The organism is Stutzerimonas kunmingensis (genome assembly GCF_032106285.1).
In the GTDB taxonomy this organism is placed as follows: Bacteria; Pseudomonadota; Gammaproteobacteria; order Pseudomonadales; family Pseudomonadaceae; genus Stutzerimonas; species Stutzerimonas kunmingensis_B.
The window spans coordinates 42745-64699 of sequence record NZ_DAMCPO010000016.1 but is presented as its reverse complement, the minus strand read 5'-3'; the positions used below and the strand labels follow the sequence as shown (position 1 = coordinate 64699).

Here is a 21955-nt window from a genome sequence, read left to right as displayed (position 1 = left end):
CGGTAGCGAGGCAACTGGGGATTCTGTGCAGTCATCCCCGGCGGAAGGAGTCCGATTTGCCCGCAAGACTCGCGATCGGTTGGCATTCAATCGCCTTTCTCGCTGCGTTTCTGTTGCTCGTCGCGCTTGGCTGGCAAGGCAAGCGCACGCAGGAAGCGCTGTTGCAGACCAATCGCTCGGTCAGCCACAGCCTGGAAATCATCACCTCGGTCCAGGCGATCTTTTCTTCGTTACAGGACATCGAAACCGGTTCGCGCGGTTTCATCCTCACCGGCGACCCCACCTATCTCGAACCCTACGAACGTGGCCTCAGACAGCTGGAAGGCAACCGACGCAGCCTGCAGCGCCAGGTCGAAGGACGTGATTATCCCGACCGACGCTGGTTCCGGACCCTCGATGCCACCATCGCCGACCGCCTCGAAGTAGCCGCCGGCAACATGCAGACCCGCCGCGAGGCCGGGCTGCAGGCTGCCGTGGAGCGTCTGCGCGAGGCCGGCGGGCACCTGCTGATGGACCGCCTGCGCGCACTGCTCAACGCCGTCGAGCAGCACGAGCGCAGCCACCTGGCCGCCGCCAGCGCAGCCGTGGCACGCACCACCGAGCGCGCGCAGCAACTGGCACTGATGGGCACGCTGGTGGTGATCGGGCTGTTTCTGGCGGCCTTCTGGGCCTTGCAGCGGAATCTGCAGATTCGCCAGCAGCTCGCCCGCAGCGCCCAGGCCGGCGAGGCACGCCTCGGGGCGCTGCTGCAGGCCATCCCGGACCACCTCTACGCGGTCGATGAGCGGCAGCAGGTGTCGAGCATTTCGCGAGGCACCCCGCGCCGCGCACCGCCGCCGGAAGCGATCGAACCCTTGCTCATCGAGCTGCTCAATCAGACCGACGAGGGCGCACTGCGCCAGAAGACCTGGTGCGAGCTGCAGACCCAGCGCACCTTCGAGGTTCGTCTGACGCCCACCGGGCTGGGCGATCATCTGGCCATCGCGCGCGACGTCAGCGAACTGCAGCACAACCGCGACAGCCTGCATGACCAGCAGGTCTTTCTCCGCCGCGTGGTCGACACCGACGAGAACCTGATCTTCGTTCGCGACGCCCAGGGCCGTTTCCTGCTCTGCAATTCGGCGCTCGCGGCCCTGCTGGACGTGCGCCCGCAGGACATCGAGCAGCGCCGCCCCGACGAGGTGCCGTCTGCCGTGCGGCTGCAACCGCTGCTGCTGGGTGACGAAGAGCTGGCCGAACTGGCGGGAGGCAGCGGCGATCTGCGCAGCACCGAGGTCGCGCTGACCGATGCCCATGGCGCGGAGCACTGGTTCCAGGTGGTCAAGCGCCCGCTGCGGATCTCGACACGTACCTGTCATGTGGTCACGGTGGCGGTGGACATCTCCCTGCGCCGACGCATGGAGCAGATGAAGACCGAATTCATCTCCATCGTCAGCCACGAGCTGCGCACGCCGCTGACCGCCATCCGCGGCGCCCTCGGTATGCTGATCGGAGGCATTGCCGGACATATCGGCGACGACGCCCGCCCGCTGCTGGATATCGCTCACAAGAACAGCGAACGCCTGGTGCGCCTGATCAACGACATCCTCGACATCGAAAAACTCGAAGCCGGACGCCTGGCCTTCAACTTCGGCCACCATGACGTGCGCGCGCTGGTGCAGCAGGCGCTGTCGGATATCCAGCCGTACGCCCGCGACTACGACGTCAATCTCAGGCTGGTGGGCGCCGATGAGTCGCTGTCGAGCGAAGCGATGGTCGACCCCGACCGCTTCGCCCAGGTGATGGCCAACCTGCTGTCCAACGCGATCAAGCATTCCCCCGCCGGCGGCAGCGTGACGGTCGATCTACGTCACCATGACAACGTGCTGGAACTCGGCGTACAGGATCAGGGGCCGGGGATTCCCGAGGCTTTCCGTGGGCGCATCTTCGAGCGCTTCGCCCAGGCCGATTCCTCCGACGCCCGCCAGCGCGGCGGCACCGGGCTGGGACTGGCGATCACCCGCTCGCTGGTGCAGCAGATGCACGGACAGATCGGTTTCGACTCCCAGGAAGGTCACGGCTCGCGCTTCTGGCTGCAGCTGCCGCTGGCGGAGCAACCAGCGACGCCGCTGCAGCGACCCGCCGCAGCGCCAGCCAGCGCCGCTCAGCGTGACGACGCGCCATTGATCCTCATCCTCGAGCCGGATGCGCGGGCCGCCGAGCAGTTGGCCAGAGCGCTGCAACAACATGGCTACGCCACCCTGATCAGCGGGAGCGCAGCCGAGGCGCGTCAGCTGTTGCAGCGGTTCGACGTCGAGGCACTGACCCTCAGCCCGGCGCTGGATGACGAAAACAGCGCGGCCTTCCTGCAGAGCCTGCGCAGCCAGCACAACTACCGCAACCTGCCGGTGCTGATCGTCAGCCTGCAGCCGCAGCGCCGCGATGATGACGACGGCACGCTGCGCGGCGGCGCGGTAGGCGTGATCGACTGGCTGCACAAACCGATCGACCCCTCGCGGGTCATGGACGTGATCCGCGCCTGTCTGCAGCTCGGCGGGCACAAACCGCGCATCCTGCACGTCGAGGACGACGACGACCTGCGGGTGCTGCTGGCCAGGCAGATCGCCGCGCTCGATGTCGATCTTTCCGGCGCCGCGACGCTGCACGACGCGCGCGAGCTGATCGCGGCACAGACCTTCGACCTGGCGATCATCGACCTGATGCTGCCGGACGGCCAGGGCACCGAGCTGTTCGACCAGCTGGCGCAGAGCGTCCCACCGCCGCCGGTGATCATCTTTTCCGCGCTCGACACCCCGATTCAGGACGACCGCCTGGCGCTGCGCCAACTGGTGAAATCCCGTCACGACGGCGATGAGCTGGCCAGGCTGATCCAGCACCTGCTGCAACACTGGCCGCCGGGGCACACACACGAAACCGACGAGGCTCACCCATGAGCGAATCCGCCAGCAAACGCATTCTCATGGTGGAAGACGAAGAAGACATCGCCTTTCTCATCCGCTACATGCTCGAACGTCACGGCTTCGTGGTCGACCACGCCGCCGATGGCCGGCAGGCACTGGAGTACTTCGCCCAGAGCGAGCCGCCGGACCTGACGCTGATGGACATCATGCTGCCCTACCATGATGGCCTGGAACTCATCGAACGGCTGCGGGCGCAACCCGGCTGGGACAGCGTGCCGGTGCTGATGCTGACGGCCAAGGCCCGTGAAGTGGACATCGTCCGAGCGCTGGAACTCGGCGCCGACGACTACGTGACCAAGCCGTTCCAGCCGGAAGAACTGCTGGCGCGCATCCGCCGTCTGCTGAGGGGCCGCCGATGAAGCGAGCGGTAATGCTGCTTGCCCTGGCGCTGCCTTGCGGTGCGGCGCTGGCGGACGTCACCACCGCCGAGCGGCAGGTCCAGGCGCAACAACTGGACGCGGCCGAAGCAACACTTCGGGCGCATCTGGCCGGGCAGCCGGACGACACCGCGGCGCAGTTCCTGCTCGCCCGCGTATTGAGCTGGCAAGGCCGCCCTGAACAGGCGCTGCCGATCTATCGCCGCCTGCTGCAGCATCAGCCGGACAACGCCGACTATCTGCTCGGCGAGGGCCAGGCGCTACTCTGGGCCGGTCATCCGCAACGTGCGCTGCAATCGCTCGAACGCGCCGCCCAGCTCGCCCCGGACTATGCCGAGGTGCAGCAGGTGATCCAGCAGGCCCGTGCTGCGCTGACCGTGCCCAGCACCGCAGCGGCGCCCGTGCCGGTCGTCGACGCCGCGACCAGGCGACGCCACGAACTGGAAATCTCTGCTCGCCAGGACTGGCTCGACAGCGGCTTTGACAACTGGCGCAGCCAGCGCCTGGACTACGCCTCGACGAAGCCGGAGAGTCTCGGCTGGTATGGCGCGCTGACACGCGAGCAACGCTTCGGCGAGTGGGACGAAGGCGTCGAAGCCGGCGCCGTCATTGCGCTGGACGAGAACTGGACCCTGCAACCGGAGGTCGGCTACCAGCCGTCACCCTATTTCCTTCCCGAGTGGCATGCCGATCTGCGCCTGCAGCGGCGGCTACCGGACGGCTACCTCGGCGCTGTCAGTGTCCGCCGCACCGAGTACGAAACCACCCGGGTCGACCGCCTGGCGCTGAGTGCCGAACGCTACTGGAACGCCTGGCGCGCCGGCTACACGCTGAACGTCACCGATGTCGCCAATGCCGGCACGCCAATCGGCCATGATGTGGCGCTGGACTACTACTACCAGGGCCTGAGCTACGCCGGCCTGCGCCTGACCGTGGGCGAGGAAGAAGCGGTGGAGGAACAGCAGCTGATCACCAGCGACGTGCGCGCCATCAGCCTGCAGGGTCGCCACTGGTTCGACAGCCGCTGGGCGCTGAGCTGGGAAATCGGCCATCACCAGCAGGGCAGCTACTACGACCGTCAATGGCTGCAGCTCGGCCTGCGTCATGCTTTCTGAATGGCTGGCGCGCTGCCCCCGCTGGCTGTGCGAAGCACCGGCGAACGCCTGGGCGCAGCTCTGGCCGGAAGACCGCATGCTGCAGCTGGCGCTGTACGGCGCCTTCGGCCTCGGCGCGCTGACGCTGCTGGTGCTGCTGCAGGTGCTGCTGCTCGGCGAGCTGTCGCGCCGACGCGCCGTGCGCCGGCAGCAGTTCAACGAACAGTGGCGGCCCTACTTCGCCCTCTGCAGCCTCAGCGATGAACTGCCAGCCAGCCATGCGCCGCTGCCACGACGGCATCAGCTCTGGTTCCTGCTGCAGTGGAACCGTACCCAGCTGCAACTGCGCGGCGCCGCCCGTGAGCGCATGAACCGCGCGCTGATCGCCCTGGGCATGGACCGCCAGGCCTTGATCCTGCTGCGCGGGAGGGTGCGCAGCAAGCTGATTGGCCTGACCTGCCTGCGGCATCTGGCTGACCCGGCGCACTGGCAGGCGGTGCAACCGCTACTGCTGAGCCGCAACTCCATCGTCGCCCTCTCCGCCGCCCAGACCCTGGTGGCGATGGACGCCAGCAAAGCCATGGCGCTAATCCTGCCGGCGGCGGTGAATCGCCCCGACTGGGCACTGCCGCGGCTGATCAGTCTCTGCCAGCAGGCTGGCGAACAGGCCGTGACCACGCCGCTGCTGATCGTGCTGTCCTCCTCGGAGGATCCGCGTCGCGAGCGTCTGGTTCCCCTGCTCGTGCAGGGCGATCCCCGCCACGCCGCGCCTTGGGCCCGTGCCCGGCTGGACGAAGGCGCACCGGCAGAATATCTGCAGGTAGCGCTGCGCTGCCTGTGCGAACTCGGCGACCCGCGCGACCGCCACCGCCTGCTACGCGCCCTGCAGCACGATCAGGACACCGTGCGTCTGGCTGCGCTGCAGGCACTGCACAAACAGGCACGCCGCGAAGACAGCGAACTGTTCCTGCCGCTGCTATCGGACAGCAGCTGGTGGGTGCGCCAGGCGGCGGCCGACAGCCTGGCGGCGATGCCGGGCGCAACGCTGGAGGGGCTGCAGCATATGCTTGAACAGGTTCGTGATCGTTACGGCAGGGACGCCCTGCGCCGCGCCATCGCGGAGGTGCGCCGGTGACCGATACCTGGCTGTGGTGGTTGCAGGTCGCATTCATCCTCTATTTCCTGCTGCTCAACGGCATGTACCTGCTGCTCAACATGCTGTCGATGGCAAGCCTCATGGGCTACATCCGGCAACGGGCGGAAACCGGCGAATTGGCGCCCTACCTGGGGGTTGAACCGCCAGTCTCGGTGCTGATGCCGGCGTTCAACGAGGAAGCGACCATCCGCACCTCGGTGCGCTCGATGCTGCAGCTGCAGTATCCCGAGTTCGAGATCGTGGTGATCAACGACGGTTCGAAGGACAACACCCTCGCCGTGCTGATCGAGGAATTCGACCTGGTGCCGCACCCCGAGCCGCTGCGCCAGGCCGTGGCCCACCAACCGGTGCAGGCCATCTATCGTTCGCGGCGCTACGCCAATCTGCGGGTGGTGGACAAGGCCAACGGCGGCAAGGCCGATGCGCTGAATGCCGGTATCAACGCGGCACGCCATGGACTGTTCTGCGGCGTCGACGCCGACTCGATCCTGCAGCGCGACAGCCTGTTGCGCGTGGTGCAGCCCTTCCTCGAAGACGAGCGCACCATTGCCGCCGGCGGCACCGTGCGTATCGCCAATGGCTCGCAGGTGCGCGGCGGCTTTCTTATCCAGGCCGGGTTGCCACGCAACTGGCTGGCGCGCTTCCAGATCGTCGAATACCTGCGTGCGTTTCTCTTCGGCCGTCTCGGCTGGTCGCCGCTCAACGCCGTGCTGATCATCTCCGGCGCCTTTGGCCTGTTCGACCGCGAACGGGTGATGGCGGTCGGCGGCTATCGCACCGATACCGTTGGCGAGGACATGGAGCTGGTGGTGCGGCTGCACCGTTATCACCGCGAGAAGCGCATCCCCTACCGCATCCGCTACCTGCCGGACCCGATCTGCTGGACCGAATGCCCGGAAGATCTCGGCACCCTCGGCCGCCAGCGCAGCCGCTGGCAGCGCGGCCTGGCCGAAAGCCTCGGCCGTCATGCGCGGCTGGCTTTCAGCCTGCGTGGCGGCACGCCGGGCTGGCTGGCCTGGCCGTTCATGGCGCTGTTCGAATGGATCGGCCCGCTGATCGAGCTGGTCGGCTACGGCTTCATGCTCGCCGGCTTCGCCTTCGGTGCGGTGTCCTACGCGGCGCTGGCGGCCTTCCTGCTGGTGGCGATCGGCATGGGCATCCTGCTGTCGGTCAACGGCCTGCTGCTGGAAACCATGTCGTTCCGCGTCTACAGCCGCCGACGCGACATGCTGCAGCTGTTTCTGATGGCCGTGCTGGAGAACTTCGGCTACCGCCAGCTGAACACCGTCTGGCGCTGCCGCGGGCTCTGGCAATGGTTCTCGCGACGCAAGCACCACTGGGGCGCAATGCGTCGCAGCGGGCAGTGGGGGCAAAGCTAGCTGAACGCTCAAAAACCGTAGGGTGGATCACGCTTCATCGATCCACCATGGCCGTGCAACAAGGTGGATGTAAAAAGCGACATCCACCCTACGGATGCCGTCAGAGCTGAATCCAGGTCGCCTTCAGCTCTGTGTACTTGTCGAAGGCGTGCAGCGACTTGTCACGGCCGTTGCCGGACTGCTTAAAGCCGCCGAACGGCGCGGTCATGTCGCCGCCGTCGTACTGGTTGACCCACACGCTGCCGGCGCGCAGCGCCCGCGCGGTGCGGTGTGCCTTGGACAGGTCGGCGGTCCACACGGCGGCGGCGAGGCCGTAGGGCGTGTCGTTGGCGATCGCCACCGCTTCCTCGGCGCTGTCGAAGGTGATCACCGACAGCACCGGGCCGAAGATTTCCTCCTGAGCGATCTTCATCGCATTGTCGACGCCATCGAAGATGGTCGGCTCGACGTACAGCCCGCCGGTTTCCTCCAGCGTACGCTGGCCGCCGATCAGCACCTGCGCGCCCGCCTCACGCCCGGCGTCGATGTAGCCGAGCACGGTATTCAGCTGCTGGGTGTCTACCAACGCGCCGACGTTGGTCGCCGGGTCCAGCGGGTTGCCCGGCTTCCAGCCCTTGAGCGCCTCCACCACCATGGGCAGGAAGCGCTCCTTGACCGATCGCTCCACCAGCAGGCGCGAGCCGGCGGTGCAGACCTCGCCCTGGTTGAAGGCAATGGCGCCGGCCGCAGCCTGAGCTGCTGCTTCGAGATCGGGCGCGTCGGCGAAGACGATGTTCGGGCTCTTGCCGCCCGCCTCCAGCCAGACGCGCTTCATGTTCGACTCGCCGGCATAGATCATCAGCTGCTTGGCTACCCGCGTGGAGCCGGTGAAGACCAGGGTATCGACGTCCATGTGCAGCGCCAGCGCCTTGCCGACGGTGTGGCCGTAGCCCGGCAGAACATTCAGTACGCCGGCCGGAATGCCGGCATCGATCGCCAGCTGGGCGATGCGGATGGCGGTCAGCGGCGACTTCTCGGAGGGCTTGAGCACCACCGAGTTGCCTGTGGCCAGCGCCGGGCCGAGCTTCCAGCAGGCCATCATCAGCGGGAAATTCCACGGCACGATGGCCGCCACCACACCGACCGGCTCGCGGGTGACCAGGCCCAGCTGGTCGTGGGGCGTGGCCGCCACTTCGTCGTAGATCTTGTCGATCGCCTCGCCGCTCCAGCGCAGTGCCCGCGCAGCGCCGGGGATGTCCACCGCCAGCGAATCGCCGATCGGCTTGCCCATGTCGAGGGTTTCCAGCAGCGCCAGCTCCTCGCGGTTGGCTTCCAGCAGATCGGCGAAGCGAATCAGCACCGCCTTGCGCTTGGCCGGTGCCACGCGCGACCAGCTGCCGGCATCGAATGCGGCACGGGCACTGACCACCGCGCGCTCGGCGTCGGCCTGCTCGCAGCTGGCGACCTGCGCCAGCACGCGCCCGTCCACCGGACTGATGCAGTCGAACTGCCCTCCGTCCGTCGCGGTGCAATACTCACCCTGGATAAAGGCGCGACCTTCGATGTGCAGGTCGCGGGCACGCTGTTGCCAGTCGGCGAGGGTCAGGGTGGGCATGGTGCATCCTCTCTAGTCAGGTCTTCAGGCTGTGGAAAAGGCACCCTAAACCAGCGGCGCGGACCCTATCAATATTTTTTACGAACGGCCGGTCTATCGCCTTGTTTTGTTCGTTTTATTAAACATAGACTCGATGAAAACCCTGCGGCTCGCCGTCGCAGCATAGCCGCTCGCCACCCGGAGCCAGCCCCATGTCACAGGATTTCCATCCCAACGCCTCGCCCGATCACTTCTGGATGCCCTTCACCGCCAACCGCCAGTTCAAGGCCACGCCGCGCCTGTTGGAGAGCGCCGAGGGCATGTATTACACGGCGAGCGACGGCCGCCAGGTGCTCGACGGCACGGCCGGGCTCTGGTGCTGCAATGCCGGCCATGGCCGACGCGAGATCAGCGAAGCGGTGAGCAAGCAGATCGCCAAGATGGACTTCGCGCCGACCTTTCAGATGGGCCATCCGCTACCTTTCGAGCTGGCCGAGAAACTCGCCGCCATCAGCCCCGAAGGACTGAACCGGGTGTTCTTCACCAACTCCGGATCGGAGTCGGCGGATACCGCGCTGAAGATCGCCCTGGCCTATCATCGCGCCATCGGTCAGGGCTCACGCACGCGGCTGATCGGCCGCGAGCTGGCCTACCACGGCGTCGGTTTCGGCGGCATGTCGGTGGGCGGCATGGCCAACAACCGCCGCGCCTTCGGCCCGATGCTGCCGGGCGTCGATCACCTGCCGCACACCCTCGATCTGCAGCGCAACGCCTTCAGCAAGGGCCTGCCGCAGCATGGCGTGGAACGGGCCGACGAACTGGAGCGGCTGGTGACGCTGCACGGCGCGGAGAACATCGCCGCGGTGATCGTCGAGCCCATGTCCGGCTCAGCCGGGGTGATCCTGCCGCCGGTGGGCTATCTGCAGCGGCTGCGCGAGATCACCGCCAAGCACGGCATTCTGCTGATCTTCGATGAGGTCATCACCGGCTTCGGTCGTGTCGGCGAAGCCTTCGCCGCCCAGCGCTGGGGCGTGACGCCGGACATCCTCACCTGCGCCAAGGGCCTGACCAACGGCGCGATTCCCATGGGCGCGGTGCTGGTCGCCGACCACCTGTTCGACGCGTTCATGAAGGGACCGGAAAGCGTCATCGAGTTCTTCCACGGCTACACCTACTCCGGGCATCCGGTGGCCTGCGCGGCAGCGTTGGCGACCCAGCAGATCTATCAGCAGGAGAACCTGTTCCAGAAGGCCATCGACCTGGAGCCCTACTGGCAGGAAGCACTGTTCAGCCTTAGGGACCTGCCCAACGTGATCGACATCCGCACGGTCGGGCTGGTCGCGGGTATCCAGTTCGCTGCCCATGCCGATGGCGTCGGCAAGCGCGGTTACGAGGTGTTCCGCGAGTGTTTCGAGAAGGGCCTGCTGGTACGCGCCAGCGGCGACACCATCGCCCTGTCGCCGGCGCTGATCGTCGAGAAGGCCGAGATCGACCAGATGATGGAGTTGCTCGCCGACGGCATTCGCGGGGCCGGCTGAGGCTTATCCGGCCTGACGGGCCGTTCTCGCCGTATTTGCAGGGAAACCGGTGGGCTGAAGCCCACCCTACAGGGGCGGCGGTGGACGTTCGGTAGGGAGGGCTTCAGCCCACCAATGCCATTGCGGCGCGGTCTCAGAGCGATTCCAGGCAGTCGGCCAGGGTGACACCGAGACCTTCCAGCAGCTTCTCGTAACCCTGCGCATCCGTCGCCAGGCCGACGCCCAGCACGTCCAGTTCCGCCATCTTCACCGGCAAGCCGGCGGTCAGCGTCTCGACCAGGCGCGGACGCGCCGGCGGTTCGCTGAACACGCAGCTCGGCCCGGCCTGCTGCAGCCGCTCGCGCATCGCCGCCACATGCCGCGCGCCGGGTTGCGACTCGCCACCGGCACTGAACACGCCGGCATGACGCAGGCCGTAGGCCGACTCGAAGTAGTCGTAGGCCTCGTGGAAGACGAAGAACGGCTTGTTCTGCACCTTGCTGAAGCGCTGCTTGAGGCGGGCGTCGAGCGCCTCGATGCGCTGGGCGAAGGCCGCCGAGTTGGCCTGGTAACGCTGTGCGTTGGCCGGGTCGGCGGCGGCCAGGTCAGCGGCCATGCGCTCTGCGATGATCAGGGCGTTGGCCGGCAGCAGCCACAGGTGCGCATCGAGCGTGCCCGGCCGATGGTCATGGTCGTGCTCGTCGGCATGGGCGGTCTCGCCATGTGCGGCCTCGTCATCCCCGTGAGCATCATGCTCATGACCGTCGTGATCGTCGTGATCGTCGTGATCGTCGTGATCGTCGTGATCGTGATGTTCAGCCTCGTCGTGCGCATGCGCATCACCAAAACGACGCAGGGTCAGCTGCGGCAGGTCCTGCACCGCCACGGTCGTGCCTTCGCGAGCGCTCAGTGCGCGCGGCAGGAAGCTCTCCAGATCCGGGCCGATCCAGTAGAACAGCTGCGCATCGCGGATACGCCGTACGTCGGACGGTCGCAGCGAGTAATGATGCGCCGAAGCGCTCGCCGGCAGCAGAACGTCAGGCTCACCGACGCCATCCTGAACCGCCGCGGCGATCAGCTGCAGCGGCTTGATGCTGGTCAGTACACGGACTTCAGCTTGGGCAGAGGAGGCGCCAGCGAGCAGCGCCGCCAGCAACGGAAGGGAGCAAAGACGATTCACGGGCATCACTCGAACGGAAAGAATTGGTACATAATAACGTCTCTCCCCTTACACGTCGCCGCCCATGTCCAAGACCCCGCTGGCCTGTACGCCCCACGACCATGACCATTGCGTCAGCCACGCGCTGGCCGAAGCCGACAGCCTCTGCGCGCGCCAGGGCGTACGCCTGACCGCCCTGCGCAAGCGTGTGCTGGAGCTGGTCTGGCAAAGCCACAGGCCGCTCGGCGCCTACGACATCCTCGCCGTACTGAGCGAGCAGGATGGCCGCCGCGCCGCGCCACCCACCGTCTACCGCGCGCTGGATTTCCTGCTGGAGAACGGCCTGGTGCATCGCATCGCGTCGCTCAACGCCTTCATCGGCTGTAACCATCCGGAGCATCCGCACCAGGGCCAGTTCCTCATCTGCCGGCACTGCCACACCGCCATCGAACTCGAGCAACGCGCCATCGCCGAGGCCATCGACAGCGCCGCCGGCAGCGTCGGCTTCGCCGTCGAGGGGCAGACCGTGGAAGTGGTCGGCCTCTGCTCGAACTGCCGGAAAGCCGCATGAGCGAGGTGCTGCTGCGGCTGGATGACATCCACGTGCGCTTCGCCAACCAGAACGTGCTGGAAGGCGCGCAACTGCAGGTTCATCGCGGCGAGATCGTCACCCTGATCGGCCCCAATGGCGCCGGCAAGACCACGCTGGTACGGGCCGTGCTGGGCTTGCTGAAACCTGATCGCGGCCAAGTCTGGCGCAAGCCGAAGCTGCGTGTCGGCTACATGCCGCAGAAGCTCCACGTGGACCCCACCCTGCCCTTGTCGGTGCTGCGCTTTCTGCGCCTGGTACCTGGCGTCGATCGTGCCCGCGCACTGGCGGCGCTGGGTGAAGTCGGTGCGGAACACGTCATCGACAGCCCGCTGCAGAAAATTTCCGGCGGCGAAATGCAGCGTGTGCTGCTCGCCCGCGCGCTGCTGCGCGAGCCGGAGTTGCTGGTGCTGGACGAACCGGTGCAGGGCGTCGACGTCGCCGGCCAGGCCGAGCTGTACCGGTTGATCGGCGTGTTGCGCGACCGCTACGGCTGCGGCGTGCTGATGGTCTCCCACGACCTGCACCTGGTGATGAGCGCCACCGACCAGGTGGTCTGCCTCAATCGCCACGTTTGCTGCTCGGGGCACCCGGAGCAGGTCAGCAGCGACCCGGCCTTCGTCGAACTGTTCGGCCAGGACGCGCGCAGTCTGGCGATCTACCACCACCAGCACGACCACAGCCACGACCTGCACGGCAGCGTGGTGACCGGCAAACCCCACGTCCACGGCCCGAACTGCAAGCACTGACATGCCCGATTTCCTTCTCAACGCCCTGCTCGCCGGCCTCGCCCTGGCGCTGGTCGCCGGCCCGCTCGGCTCCTTCGTCGTCTGGCGGCGCATGGCCTATTTCGGCGACACCCTGTCCCACGCCGCGCTGTTCGGCGTCGCCCTCGGGCTGATGCTCGACGTCAACCTGACCCTGGCGGTGACCGTCGGCTGCGTGCTGCTCGCGCTCTTGCTGGTCACCCTGCAGCAGCGCCAGCCGCTGGCCTCGGACACGCTGCTCGGCATTCTCGCGCACAGCACGCTGTCGCTGGGCCTGGTGTCGCTGAGCTTCATGGATGACGTGCGCATCGACCTGATGGGCTATCTGTTCGGCGATCTGCTCGCCGTCGGGCCGAGCGATCTGGCCTGGATCATCGGCGGCAGCGCGCTGGTGCTGCTGATGCTGATTCCGCTGTGGCGTCCGCTGCTGGCGATCACCGTGCACGAGGAGCTGGCCAAGGTCGAAGGCCTGCCGGTGGCCGGTATCCGCCTGGCGCTGATGCTGCTGATCGCCGTGGTGATCGCCGTGGCGATGAAGATCGTCGGCGTGCTGCTGATCACCTCGCTGCTGATCATTCCCGCCGCCGCGGCGCAACGCCATGCGCGCACGCCGGAGCAGATGGCCTTTGGCGCCAGCGTGTTGGGCATCGTCGCGGTGTGCCTGGGGCTAACGCTGTCCTGGTTCGAAGACACTCCGGCCGGCCCGTCCATCGTGGTCAGCGCCGCCGCGCTGTTCCTGCTCAGCTTCGCCTGGCCGAAGCGCGATGAGTGACCTGAAGTACCTGCGCGGCTACCCCGAGCCGCTGCTGGCTCAGGTACGCCAGCTGATCGCCGAGGATCGCCTGGGCGATTACCTCGCGCGGCGCTACCCTGGCCGCCATCAGGTGCAGAGCGACAAGGCGCTGTATGGTTACGTGCAGCAGCTCAAGCAGGACCACCTCAAAAGCGCGCCGCCGATCGACAAGGTGCTCTATGACAATCGCCTGGACCTGACCCATCGCGCGCTGGGCCTGCATACCGCGGTGTCACGGGTGCAGGGTGGCAAGCTCAAGGCGAAGAAGGAGATCCGCGTCGCCGCACTGTTTCGCGAGGCAGCGCCGGAATTCCTCAAGATGATCGTGGTGCATGAGCTCGCCCACCTGCGCGAAAGCGAGCACAACCGCGCCTTCTACAAGCTGTGCGAACACATGCTGCCCGGCTACGGGCAGATCGAGTTCGATCTGCGCCTGTTCCTGCACTGGCGCGAGCTGGAGGCGCTACCGGGCAAGAACGCCTAGCGCATCAGTGCTGCCAGGCGTCGATCCGAAATGTAGGGCTGCTCAGATCCAACCCAGCCAGCGCCACCAGGTCATCGCGAACAGCAACATACTCAGATAGCCGATCAGCGTTACCAGCACGCCGACCTTGGCGAATTGCCGGGCGCTGAAGGTCTCGGTGCCCAGGCAAACCATGTTCTGCGGCGCGTTGATCGGCAGGATGAAGCCATAGCTGACGACAAAGCCAAGCAGCATGGTCATCCCCAGCCGGCTGAAATCCCCTGGCAGGCTCAGCAACACCGAGATCAGGATCGGCAGCATGGCCGAGGTCAGCGCCGTGGCACTGGCAAAGCCCAGATGGATCACGATGAGAAAGGCGCCGAGAATGGCGAAGATGCCCAGCGGCCCCACCACGCCAAGCCCGGTGTGGGCCACCACCTGCGCGCCGAGCCACTGTCCGGCCTGGGTCGTGAGCAATACCGTGCCGAGGCTGATCCCGACGCCGAAGACGATCACCGTGCCCCAAGGCACTCGCGTCTGAACCTCCTTCCAGTTCATCACGCCGATGCGCGGCAGCATCAGGATCACCAGTCCCGCGTAGGTGGTGCTGGTGGTGTCGAAACTGTGCAGCTTGCCCTCGGTGGCCCAGCACAGCAGCAACCCGATGGACACGGCGAGCAGGCGCTTCTGCGCCGATGTCATCGGCCCAAGTTCGGCGAGCGAGCGTGCCACGGCTTCCTTGCCACCGGCTATCCGCTCGGTTTCCGGCGGCAGCAGCTTGAGCACGATGACCAGCAGGACGAAGGACATCAGCACGGCCCAGGGTGCGCCGGCGATGAGCCAGTCGATCCAGCTGACTCGTTCACCCAGCAGCTTGTCCATGAAGCCCACCAGCAGCAGGTTCTGCGCCGCTGCGGTCTGGATGCCGATGTTCCAGATGCTGGTGCCTTGGGCGACGATGATCATCATGCCGGCGGCGAAGTTCGAACGCTTGTCGATCCCAAATGCGGTGATGATGCCAAGCATGATCGGCACCACGCAGGCGGCGCGCGCCGTGGCGCTGGGTACCACCAGGCTGAGCAGGACGATGACCACCAGCGTGCCGCCGAGGATATGCCGCGAACTGGTGCCGACCCTGGATAGGGTCATCAGCGCAATGCGCCGGTCGAGCCCGGTCAGGGTCATCGCCGCAGCGATGAACAGGGCTCCGGCTACCAGCGCCAATGCCGGATTGGCAAAGCCGGAAAGCCCCATGCCGATCGCCTTTGAGGTGCCGTAGACGACCTCGGGGTTTTCCAGCGTAGGCGCCGTACCGATGAGGAACGCCAGCAGCGCGGTGATCATGATCGCGCTGACCTCATAGGACACCGCTTCGGTGATCCACACCACCACCGCGAACACCAGGATCGCCAGCACTCGCTGGCCGGCCACGGGCAGGTCGGCAGGCAGTGGCATCAGCAGCACGCCAATGAGCGCCAGTACGGCCACCAACAGACCGATCGGGATGCCAAGCAGACCTTGGCGAAGGGCTACGTTAGGGGTATCGCTCATGGTATGGCTCCATCCGCTGACAGACGCCTTCAGCATGGGCAAGCCAGATCAGCGAGACCATGACCTGTGTCTATTGCGGGCCTTTGCGGCGAGTTAACCAAGTAAAAAAAGCAGAACGCCGGTATGCGCCGGCGTTCTGTGTCGATGGCTCGCCGCCAGGTTCGAGCGGGCTGGTGCTCGCTCGAACCTCGCGCAAACCTCAGGCGGGGATGGCCTCCGCGGTGGCCTCGCGGGCCCAGACGCGATGCTGGCCAAGCGCCTGGGCGAAGTTGCCAAACACACCATCCACATCGTCACCTTCCAGCAGACCGCTGTCGGGTTGCAGGCCCAGCGATGCCAGCAGCGGCCGCGCCGCACCGAGCATGACGATAGGTTTCAGGTGCTTGTAGGCCTCCAGCACGTAGTGCTTGGCCTCGCCGGACTTGGCCATGGCCGCCGCCGCATCGGCGCCGCCGGGGACGAACACCGCGTCGAACATCACCGAGGGCATGCCATCCATCGCGGCGTCGACCGGCAGCATCTTGCCGTCCGCTGTTTTCACCGGCGCCGGTGATGGGCCGATGATCTTTGCCAGCGCGCCCTCCGAGGCCAGCTTGGCCTTGAACGCATCGATCGCCGCACCATCGACGCCGTTGGCTACCAGGATGGCCACCTTGCGCGACTTGATGTTACCCGGCGCATGGTTCATCAGGCTCAGCGCCGGCGAATCCTGCGGGGTTGGCGTCTTCGGCGTCACGGTCGGTGCGCTCGGCGCCGGCAGACCCAGGTTCTCGGCGACACGGCGGGCCAGCTCCAGGTCGATATTGGCGAGGATCTCGTTGACCTGGCGTTCGCGGATGAACACCCGCTCCACCTTGCCCAGCTCGAAGGTGTAGGCGCCGATGATGTGCTCCTTCTCCGGCGCGCTCATGCTGTTCCAGAACAGCGTGGCCTGGGAGAAGTGGTCGCCGAAGGATTCGCTGCGGTTGCGGATCTTGTGGCCCTCGACGCGCTCCGGATAGCTCTCGAAGCCGCCGCCCTGGGCCGCCGGCGGGGTTTCCTTGGGCCAGCCGCTGTCGATCGAGTTTGGCTCGTAATTGGCGCGGCCCTTGTGGATGGTCTGGCGATGGAAGGCGTCGCGCTGATTGTTGTGGAACGGGCACAGCGGACGGTTGATCGGGATCTCGTGGAAGTTTGGCCCACCGAGACGCAGCAGCTGGGTGTCGGTGTAGGAGAACAGCCGGCCCTGCAGCAGCGGGTCATTGGTGAAGTCGATGCCCGGCACGATGTGGCCAATGTGGAAGGCGGCCTGCTCGGTCTCGGCGAAGAAGTTGTCCGGGTTGCGGTTGAGGGTCATCTTGCCGAGCTTCTGCACCGGCACCAGCTCCTCGGGGATGAGCTTGGTTGGGTCGAGCAGGTCGAAATCGAACTTGTGCTCGTCGGCCTCTTCCACCACCTGCACGCCCAGCTCCCACTCGAAGTAGTCGCCCATCTCGATGGCCTCCCACATGTCGCGGCGATTGAAGTCCGGGTCCTTGCCGGCAATCTTCAGCGTCTCGTCCCAGACCAGCGAGAAGGCGCCCGCGACCGGCTTCCAGTGAAACTTGACGAAGCGGCTGACGCCCTCGGCGTTGATCAGGCGGAAGGTGTGCACGCCAAAGCCTTCCATCGCCCGGAAGCTGCGCGGCAGGGCGCGGTCGGACATGGTCCAGAGCACCATGTGCGCCGATTCCGGGGTCAACGAGACGAAGTCCCAGAAGCTGTCGTGAGCCGACTGCGCCTGCGGGATCTCGTTGTGCGGCTCGGGTTTCACCGCATGCACGAAGTCCGGAAACTTGATCGCGTCCTGAATGAAGAACACCGGCATGTTGTTGCCGACCAGATCGAAGTTGCCCTCGTCGGTGTAGAACTTGGTGGCGAAGCCGCGCACGTCGCGCACGGTGTCTGCCGAGCCGCGCGAGCCCTGCACGGTGGAGAAGCGCGTGAAGACCGGGGTTTCCTTGCCTTCGGCGGCGAGGAACGAGGCCTTGGTCAGCCAGCTGTGGTCGGCGTAGCTGACGAACACACCGTGCGCCGCCGAACCACGCGCATGCACGATGCGCTCGGGGATGCGCTCGTGGTCAAAGTGGGTGAGCTTCTCGCGCATGATGAAGTCTTCGAGCAGCGAGGGCCCACGGTCGCCGGCCTTGAGGGTGTTCTGGTTGTCGGCGATCTTCACGCCCTGGTTGGTGCGCAGCGCCTCGCCGGTGGCGTCGCTGCGAAATTCTTCCAGTTGGTCGAGCTTGGCGTTGTGATTGGCACGGTCGACGGTATCGGTGCCGGCCAGCTCGCTCTGTTTAGGGGTCTTTTCGGTCATGATGGGCCTCCATTAGCGGTGAGCTGAACCGCGAACGATCGGGCCACGGTCTGGACCTGATGCGTGATCATTTCACGGCGTACCGGTTAGTGACCCCTATAGCGGCTACATGGTTGCCGGCCGAACCGATTTGCTTTGGCTATAAGCCCGATGCATTTGCTCAATCGCAGCGGCACAGACAAGCGACCTCGCCGGCAAACGGGTAGAATGCCCGGCTTTCGCCGAATATCCCGGCAACGAACGCCGCCCCCACAAGGTTCGCCCGTGATCGAATTCCATCAAGTCCACAAAACCTATCGGACCGGCGGCAGAGACGTCCCTGCCCTGCAGCCGACGCAGCTGGAGATCGCCTCCGGTGAAGTCTTCGGCCTGATCGGCCATTCTGGCGCCGGCAAGAGCACGCTGCTGCGTCTGATCAACCGCCTCGAGGAACCCTCCGGCGGGCGCATCCTGGTCAACGGCGAAGATGTCACCGCGCTCGATGCCGACGGCCTGCGGCGCTTCCGCCAGCGCGTCGGGATGATCTTCCAGCACTTCAACCTGCTGATGTCCAAGACCGTGGCCGACAACGTCGCCATGCCGCTGCGCCTGGCCGGCATCCGCTCGCGCAGTGAGATCGACGCCCGCGTCGCCGCCCTGCTCGACCGTGTCGGCCTCAAGGACCACGCGCGCAAGTATCCGGCGCAGCTCTCCGGTGGTCAGAAGCAGCGCGTCGGTATTGCCCGTGCGCTGGCCACCGAGCCGAGCATCCTGCTCTGCGACGAGGCGACCAGCGCCCTCGATCCACAGACCACCGCCTCGGTGCTGCAGCTGCTGGCCGAGATCAATCGCGAACTGAAGCTGACGATCGTGCTGATCACCCACGAGATGGACGTCATCCGCCGCGTCTGCGACCGCGTCGCGGTGATGGATGCCGGTGCCATCGTCGAACAGGGGCCGGTCACCGAAGTGTTCCTGCATCCCAAGCACCCGACTACCCAGCGCTTCGTGCTGGAAGACGAGGCGATGGATGAAAGCGAGCTGCACGACGATTTCGCTCATGTGCCGGGCCGCATCCTGCGCCTGACCTTCCAGGGCGACGCCACCTACAAGCCGCTGCTGGGCACGGTCGCCCGTGAAACCGGGGTCGACTACAGCATCCTGTCCGGGCGCATCGATCGCATCAAGGACACCCCCTACGGCCAGCTCACGTTGGCGCTGATCGGCGGTGACATGGCAGCGGCAATGACACAACTGCAGGCCGCTGACGTGCACGTGGAGGTATTGCGCTGATGGAAGCCCTTTTCAGCTCCTTGTTGGGGAATGTCGACTGGTACGAGATCTGGCTGGCGACGCTGGACACCCTGCTGATGCTCGGCGGCTCGCTGCTGTTCACCATCCTGCTTGGCCTGCCGCTGGGCGTGCTGCTGTTTCTCTGCGGCCCGCGCCAGCTGTTCGAAAACGCGCCGCTGTATGCCGCGCTGTCATTCGTGGTCAACGTATTGCGCTCGCTGCCGTTCATCATCCTGCTGATCGTGATGATCCCCTTCACCGTGCTGATCACCGGCACCTCGCTGGGCGTGGCCGGTGCCATCCCGCCGCTGGTGGTGGGCGCTGCGCCGTTCTTCGCGCGCCTGGTGGAAACCGCGCTGCGCGAGGTGGACCGCGGCATCATCGAGGCGACCCAGGCGATGGGTGCCACGACGCGGCAGATCATCTTCAGCGCATTGCTGCCGGAAGCGCGTCCGGGCATCATCGCCGCCATTACCGTCACCGCCATCACCCTGGTGTCCTACACCGCAATGGCCGGTGTGGTGGGGGCCGGCGGCCTCGGTGACCTGGCCATCCGCTTCGGCTACCAGCGATTCCAGACCGACGTGATGGTCGTCACCGTGGTCCTGCTGCTGGTGCTGGTGCAGGTGCTGCAAAGCGTCGGCGACAGACTGGTCACCCATTTTTCGCGCAAATGAACCATCAGCAGGCCGTTGAAAAAACGTAGGCGAGGCAGGCAAGACAAGGCGCAACGACCAGCGGGAGTAACAGCCGAAGGCTGGCCCGAAGGGTGAGTGTAACGAGTCAAAACAGGTGAGGACGCGGAGTTTAGTACTCTAAATGAGCAGTCCGAGCCTGTTTTTAAAGCAGTATTGCCAACGCAGCTAGTTTTTCGACGGCTTGCTAGGGCGAGCGAAATTCGCACCCCGATCTACCTCTGAAGGAACCGAACGATGAAGAAACTGATTGCCGCCCTTGCCACCGTCGCAGCATTTTCCGCGCAGGCCGCCGAAACCTTGACCGTGGCCGCCACCGCCGTGCCGCACGCCGAGCTGCTGGAGTTCGTCAAGCCGCAGCTGGCCGAGCAAGGCGTGGAGCTGAACGTGAAGGTCTTCACCGACTACGTGCAGCCGAACATCCAGGTCGCCGAGAAGCGCCTGGACGCCAATTTCTTCCAGCACCAGCCGTACCTGGATGAGTTCAACAAGGGCAAGGGCACCGATCTGGTCAGCGTTGCCGGTGTGCACATCGAGCCCTTCGGTGCCTACTCGAGCAAGGTCAAGTCGCTGGACGAGCTGCCCAGTGGCGCCACCGTGGTCATTCCCAACGACGCCACCAACGGCGGCCGCGCCCTGCTGCTGCTGGCCAAGGCAGGCGTGATCACGCTGAAAGATGGTGCCGGCATCACCGCCACGCCGAAGGACATCGCCGAAAACCCGAAGAACATCAAGGTGCGTGAGCTGGAGGCCGCGACCCTGCCGCGCGTGCTGACCCAGGTCGACCTGGCGCTGATCAACACCAACTACGCGCTGGAAGCCAAGCTGAACCCGACCCAGGACGCCCTGGTCATCGAAGGCAGCGACTCGCCCTACGTGAACATCCTGGTCGCCCGTCCGGACAACAAGGACAGCGACGCCATGCAGAAACTGGCCGCCGCGCTGCACAGCGAAGAAGTGCGCAAGTTCATCGAAGAAAAGTACAAGGGTGCCGTGGTTCCGGCCTTCTGACCGTGACCGCTCCGCTCTGAACAAACCCCGCCTCGGCGGGGTTTTTCGTTTTAGGGCACAGGGTGGATATCGCCGTTCACATCCACCGCGGCGCCCACTCAGCGATGGCCACCCGGTGGAGGCCACCCCGTGTATCGATAAAGCACGATCCACTCCGAATCAGATCAGAACGCGGGCCGCTGATATGTCTCGCGCAGCATGCTCTTCACGGCACCAGCACTGCCGCACCTTGGAAGCGCCCGTTGCGCAGATCGTCCAGCGCCTGGTTGGCCTGCTCCAGCGGATAGGCATGGGTTTCGGTATGAATGCCGACCTGCGCGGCGACCGGGAAGAAGTCCAGGCCGTCCCGACGGGTCAGGTTGGCCACTGAAACCAGCTCGCGTTCCTGCCAGAGGATGTCGTAGGGAAAGCTCGGGATGTCGCTCATGTGGATGCCGGCGCAGACCACCCGGCCGCCCTTGCGCACGGCGCGCAATGCGGCCGGCACCAGCTCGCCGGCCGGTGCGTAGATGATCGCGGCATCCAGCGGTACAGGCGGCGCCTGGCTGGAATCGCCAGCCCAGAGCGCACCCAGTGAACGGGCGAAGTCCTGCGCGGCCACATCGCCCGGGCGGCTGAAGGCATACACGTCCCGCCCCTGCCAGCGCGCCACCTGCATGACGATATGCGCCGCGGCGCCGAAGCCGTAAAGCCCGAGGCGCTTGCCGTCACCGGCCTTGACCAGCGAACGCCAGCCGATCAGCCCGGCACAGAGCAGCGGCGCCAGCGCCACGGCATCGCCCTCCTCGCCGAGGGCAAAGGCGAAGCGCGCGTCGGCCACCACGTATTCGGCATAACCGCCCGGCCGCGTGTAGCCAGTGAACTGCGGCGCATCGCAGAGGTTTTCCTCGGCGTGCTGGCAATAGCTGCAGGTGCCGCAGGTATGCCCAAGCCAGGGAATGCCGACCCGCTGGCCCAGTTCGAAGCCGCTGACGCCTTCGCCCAGCGCATCGACGCGGCCGACAATCTCGTGACCCGGGATGATCGGCAGCGGCACCTCCGGCAATTCGCCATCCACCACGTGCAGGTCGGTGCGGCACACGCCGCAGGCCAGCACTTTTACCCGCAGCTCACCGGGCCCCGGTTGCGGCTCGGGCAGCTCGCGCAGCTGCAACGGCTGGCCAATCTGTTCCAGCAACATGGCGCGCATCGACGTCCCTCCTTTCGTCTCCGTTCTGCTGAGCGTAGGCCGATCGGTGGAAAAAGGCTCTAGACTCGAAGCGTC

At 66.0% G+C, this 21955-nt stretch carries 18 protein-coding genes; 13 read left to right on the top strand and 5 right to left on the bottom strand.

What is annotated here, in order from left to right; all coding sequences use genetic code 11:
• Positions 1-56: 56 nt before the first annotated feature.
• The 5 genes from RT582_RS14045 to RT582_RS14025 are packed head-to-tail and all read left to right on the top strand — an operon-like array spanning position 57 to position 6966.
• Complete coding sequence (locus tag RT582_RS14045; RefSeq protein WP_313477983.1) at positions 57-2933, top strand: CHASE3 domain-containing protein; 2877 nt, start codon at positions 57-59, stop codon at positions 2931-2933.
• Complete coding sequence (locus RT582_RS14040; protein WP_014822184.1) at positions 2930-3319, top strand: response regulator transcription factor; 390 nt, start codon at positions 2930-2932, stop codon at positions 3317-3319. Before RT582_RS14045 ends, RT582_RS14040 begins: the two co-directional genes overlap by 4 nt.
• Positions 3316-4452, top strand: coding sequence for a YaiO family outer membrane beta-barrel protein (locus RT582_RS14035; protein WP_313477982.1), 1137 nt, complete (start codon positions 3316-3318; stop codon positions 4450-4452). The genes RT582_RS14040 and RT582_RS14035 overlap by 4 nt, the downstream gene beginning before the upstream one ends.
• Entirely contained in the window at positions 4442-5566 is a 1125-nt protein-coding gene (locus RT582_RS14030; RefSeq protein ID WP_313477980.1) for a HEAT repeat domain-containing protein, read from the top strand. Before RT582_RS14035 ends, RT582_RS14030 begins: the two co-directional genes overlap by 11 nt.
• Positions 5563-6966 (top strand): glycosyltransferase family 2 protein, encoded by a 1404-nt coding sequence (locus RT582_RS14025; RefSeq protein ID WP_014822187.1) that lies wholly within the window; start codon positions 5563-5565, stop codon positions 6964-6966. The genes RT582_RS14030 and RT582_RS14025 overlap by 4 nt, the downstream gene beginning before the upstream one ends.
• 100 nt (positions 6967-7066) lie before the next feature.
• Here RT582_RS14025 and RT582_RS14020 read toward each other — a convergent pair whose 3' ends face one another.
• Positions 7067-8560: an aldehyde dehydrogenase gene (locus RT582_RS14020; protein WP_313477978.1), complete on the bottom strand. Its 1494-nt coding sequence runs from the start codon at positions 8558-8560 to the stop codon at positions 7067-7069.
• Positions 8561-8751: 191 nt separating this feature from the next.
• On the opposite strand from RT582_RS14020, the gene RT582_RS14015 reads away from it, so the two are divergent.
• On the top strand, positions 8752-10077 hold the full coding sequence (locus RT582_RS14015; RefSeq protein ID WP_313477976.1) for an aspartate aminotransferase family protein: 1326 nt from the start codon (positions 8752-8754) through the stop codon (positions 10075-10077).
• Between the two features lie 133 nt (positions 10078-10210).
• On the opposite strand, the gene RT582_RS14010 is transcribed toward RT582_RS14015, so the two are convergent.
• Positions 10211-11236 (bottom strand): zinc ABC transporter substrate-binding protein, encoded by a 1026-nt coding sequence (locus RT582_RS14010; RefSeq protein ID WP_313477973.1) that lies wholly within the window; start codon positions 11234-11236, stop codon positions 10211-10213.
• Positions 11237-11300: 64 nt separating this feature from the next.
• Between RT582_RS14010 and zur the strand changes: the two genes are divergently transcribed.
• From zur to RT582_RS13990, 4 genes are read left to right on the top strand one after another with little or no spacing between them, the layout of a single operon-like run.
• Positions 11301-11786, top strand: coding sequence for a zinc uptake transcriptional repressor Zur (gene zur / locus RT582_RS14005; RefSeq protein ID WP_045666923.1), 486 nt, complete (start codon positions 11301-11303; stop codon positions 11784-11786).
• A complete protein-coding gene (gene znuC, locus RT582_RS14000; protein WP_023445753.1) occupies positions 11783-12553 on the top strand; it encodes a zinc ABC transporter ATP-binding protein ZnuC in 771 nt (256 codons plus the stop codon). Before zur ends, znuC begins: the two co-directional genes overlap by 4 nt.
• A 1-nt stretch (position 12554) precedes the next feature.
• Complete coding sequence (gene znuB, locus RT582_RS13995; protein ID WP_313477970.1) at positions 12555-13343, top strand: zinc ABC transporter permease subunit ZnuB; 789 nt, start codon at positions 12555-12557, stop codon at positions 13341-13343.
• The gene (locus RT582_RS13990) at positions 13336-13848 is read left to right on the top strand and encodes a YgjP-like metallopeptidase domain-containing protein (protein WP_045666922.1); all 513 of its coding nucleotides are present in this window, start codon (positions 13336-13338) and stop codon (positions 13846-13848) included. The genes znuB and RT582_RS13990 overlap by 8 nt, the downstream gene beginning before the upstream one ends.
• 42 nt (positions 13849-13890) lie before the next feature.
• On the opposite strand, the gene RT582_RS13985 is transcribed toward RT582_RS13990, so the two are convergent.
• Together RT582_RS13985 and katE are read right to left on the bottom strand one after the other, a co-directional pair.
• On the bottom strand, positions 13891-15378 hold the full coding sequence (locus tag RT582_RS13985) for a DASS family sodium-coupled anion symporter (RefSeq protein ID WP_313477966.1): 1488 nt from the start codon (positions 15376-15378) through the stop codon (positions 13891-13893).
• 199 nt (positions 15379-15577) lie between these two features.
• Entirely contained in the window at positions 15578-17713 is a 2136-nt protein-coding gene (katE, locus tag RT582_RS13980; protein ID WP_313477965.1) for a catalase HPII, read from the bottom strand.
• Positions 17714-17977: 264 nt separating this feature from the next.
• Here katE and RT582_RS13975 point away from each other — a divergent pair, with 264 nt between their 5' ends.
• From RT582_RS13975 to RT582_RS13965, 3 genes are all read left to right on the top strand, one after another.
• Positions 17978-18985, top strand: a complete 1008-nt coding sequence (locus RT582_RS13975) for a methionine ABC transporter ATP-binding protein (RefSeq protein WP_313477962.1) — start codon at positions 17978-17980, stop codon at positions 18983-18985.
• Entirely contained in the window at positions 18985-19662 is a 678-nt protein-coding gene (locus tag RT582_RS13970) for a methionine ABC transporter permease (protein WP_014822197.1), read from the top strand. The genes RT582_RS13975 and RT582_RS13970 overlap by 1 nt, the downstream gene beginning before the upstream one ends.
• Before the next feature lie 255 nt (positions 19663-19917).
• Positions 19918-20691: a MetQ/NlpA family ABC transporter substrate-binding protein gene (locus tag RT582_RS13965; RefSeq protein ID WP_023445748.1), complete on the top strand. Its 774-nt coding sequence runs from the start codon at positions 19918-19920 to the stop codon at positions 20689-20691.
• A 205-nt stretch (positions 20692-20896) separates the two neighbouring features.
• Here RT582_RS13965 and RT582_RS13960 read toward each other — a convergent pair whose 3' ends face one another.
• Positions 20897-21880, bottom strand: a complete 984-nt coding sequence (locus RT582_RS13960; RefSeq protein ID WP_313477959.1) for a zinc-dependent alcohol dehydrogenase family protein — start codon at positions 21878-21880, stop codon at positions 20897-20899.
• Positions 21881-21955 lie beyond the last annotated feature (75 nt).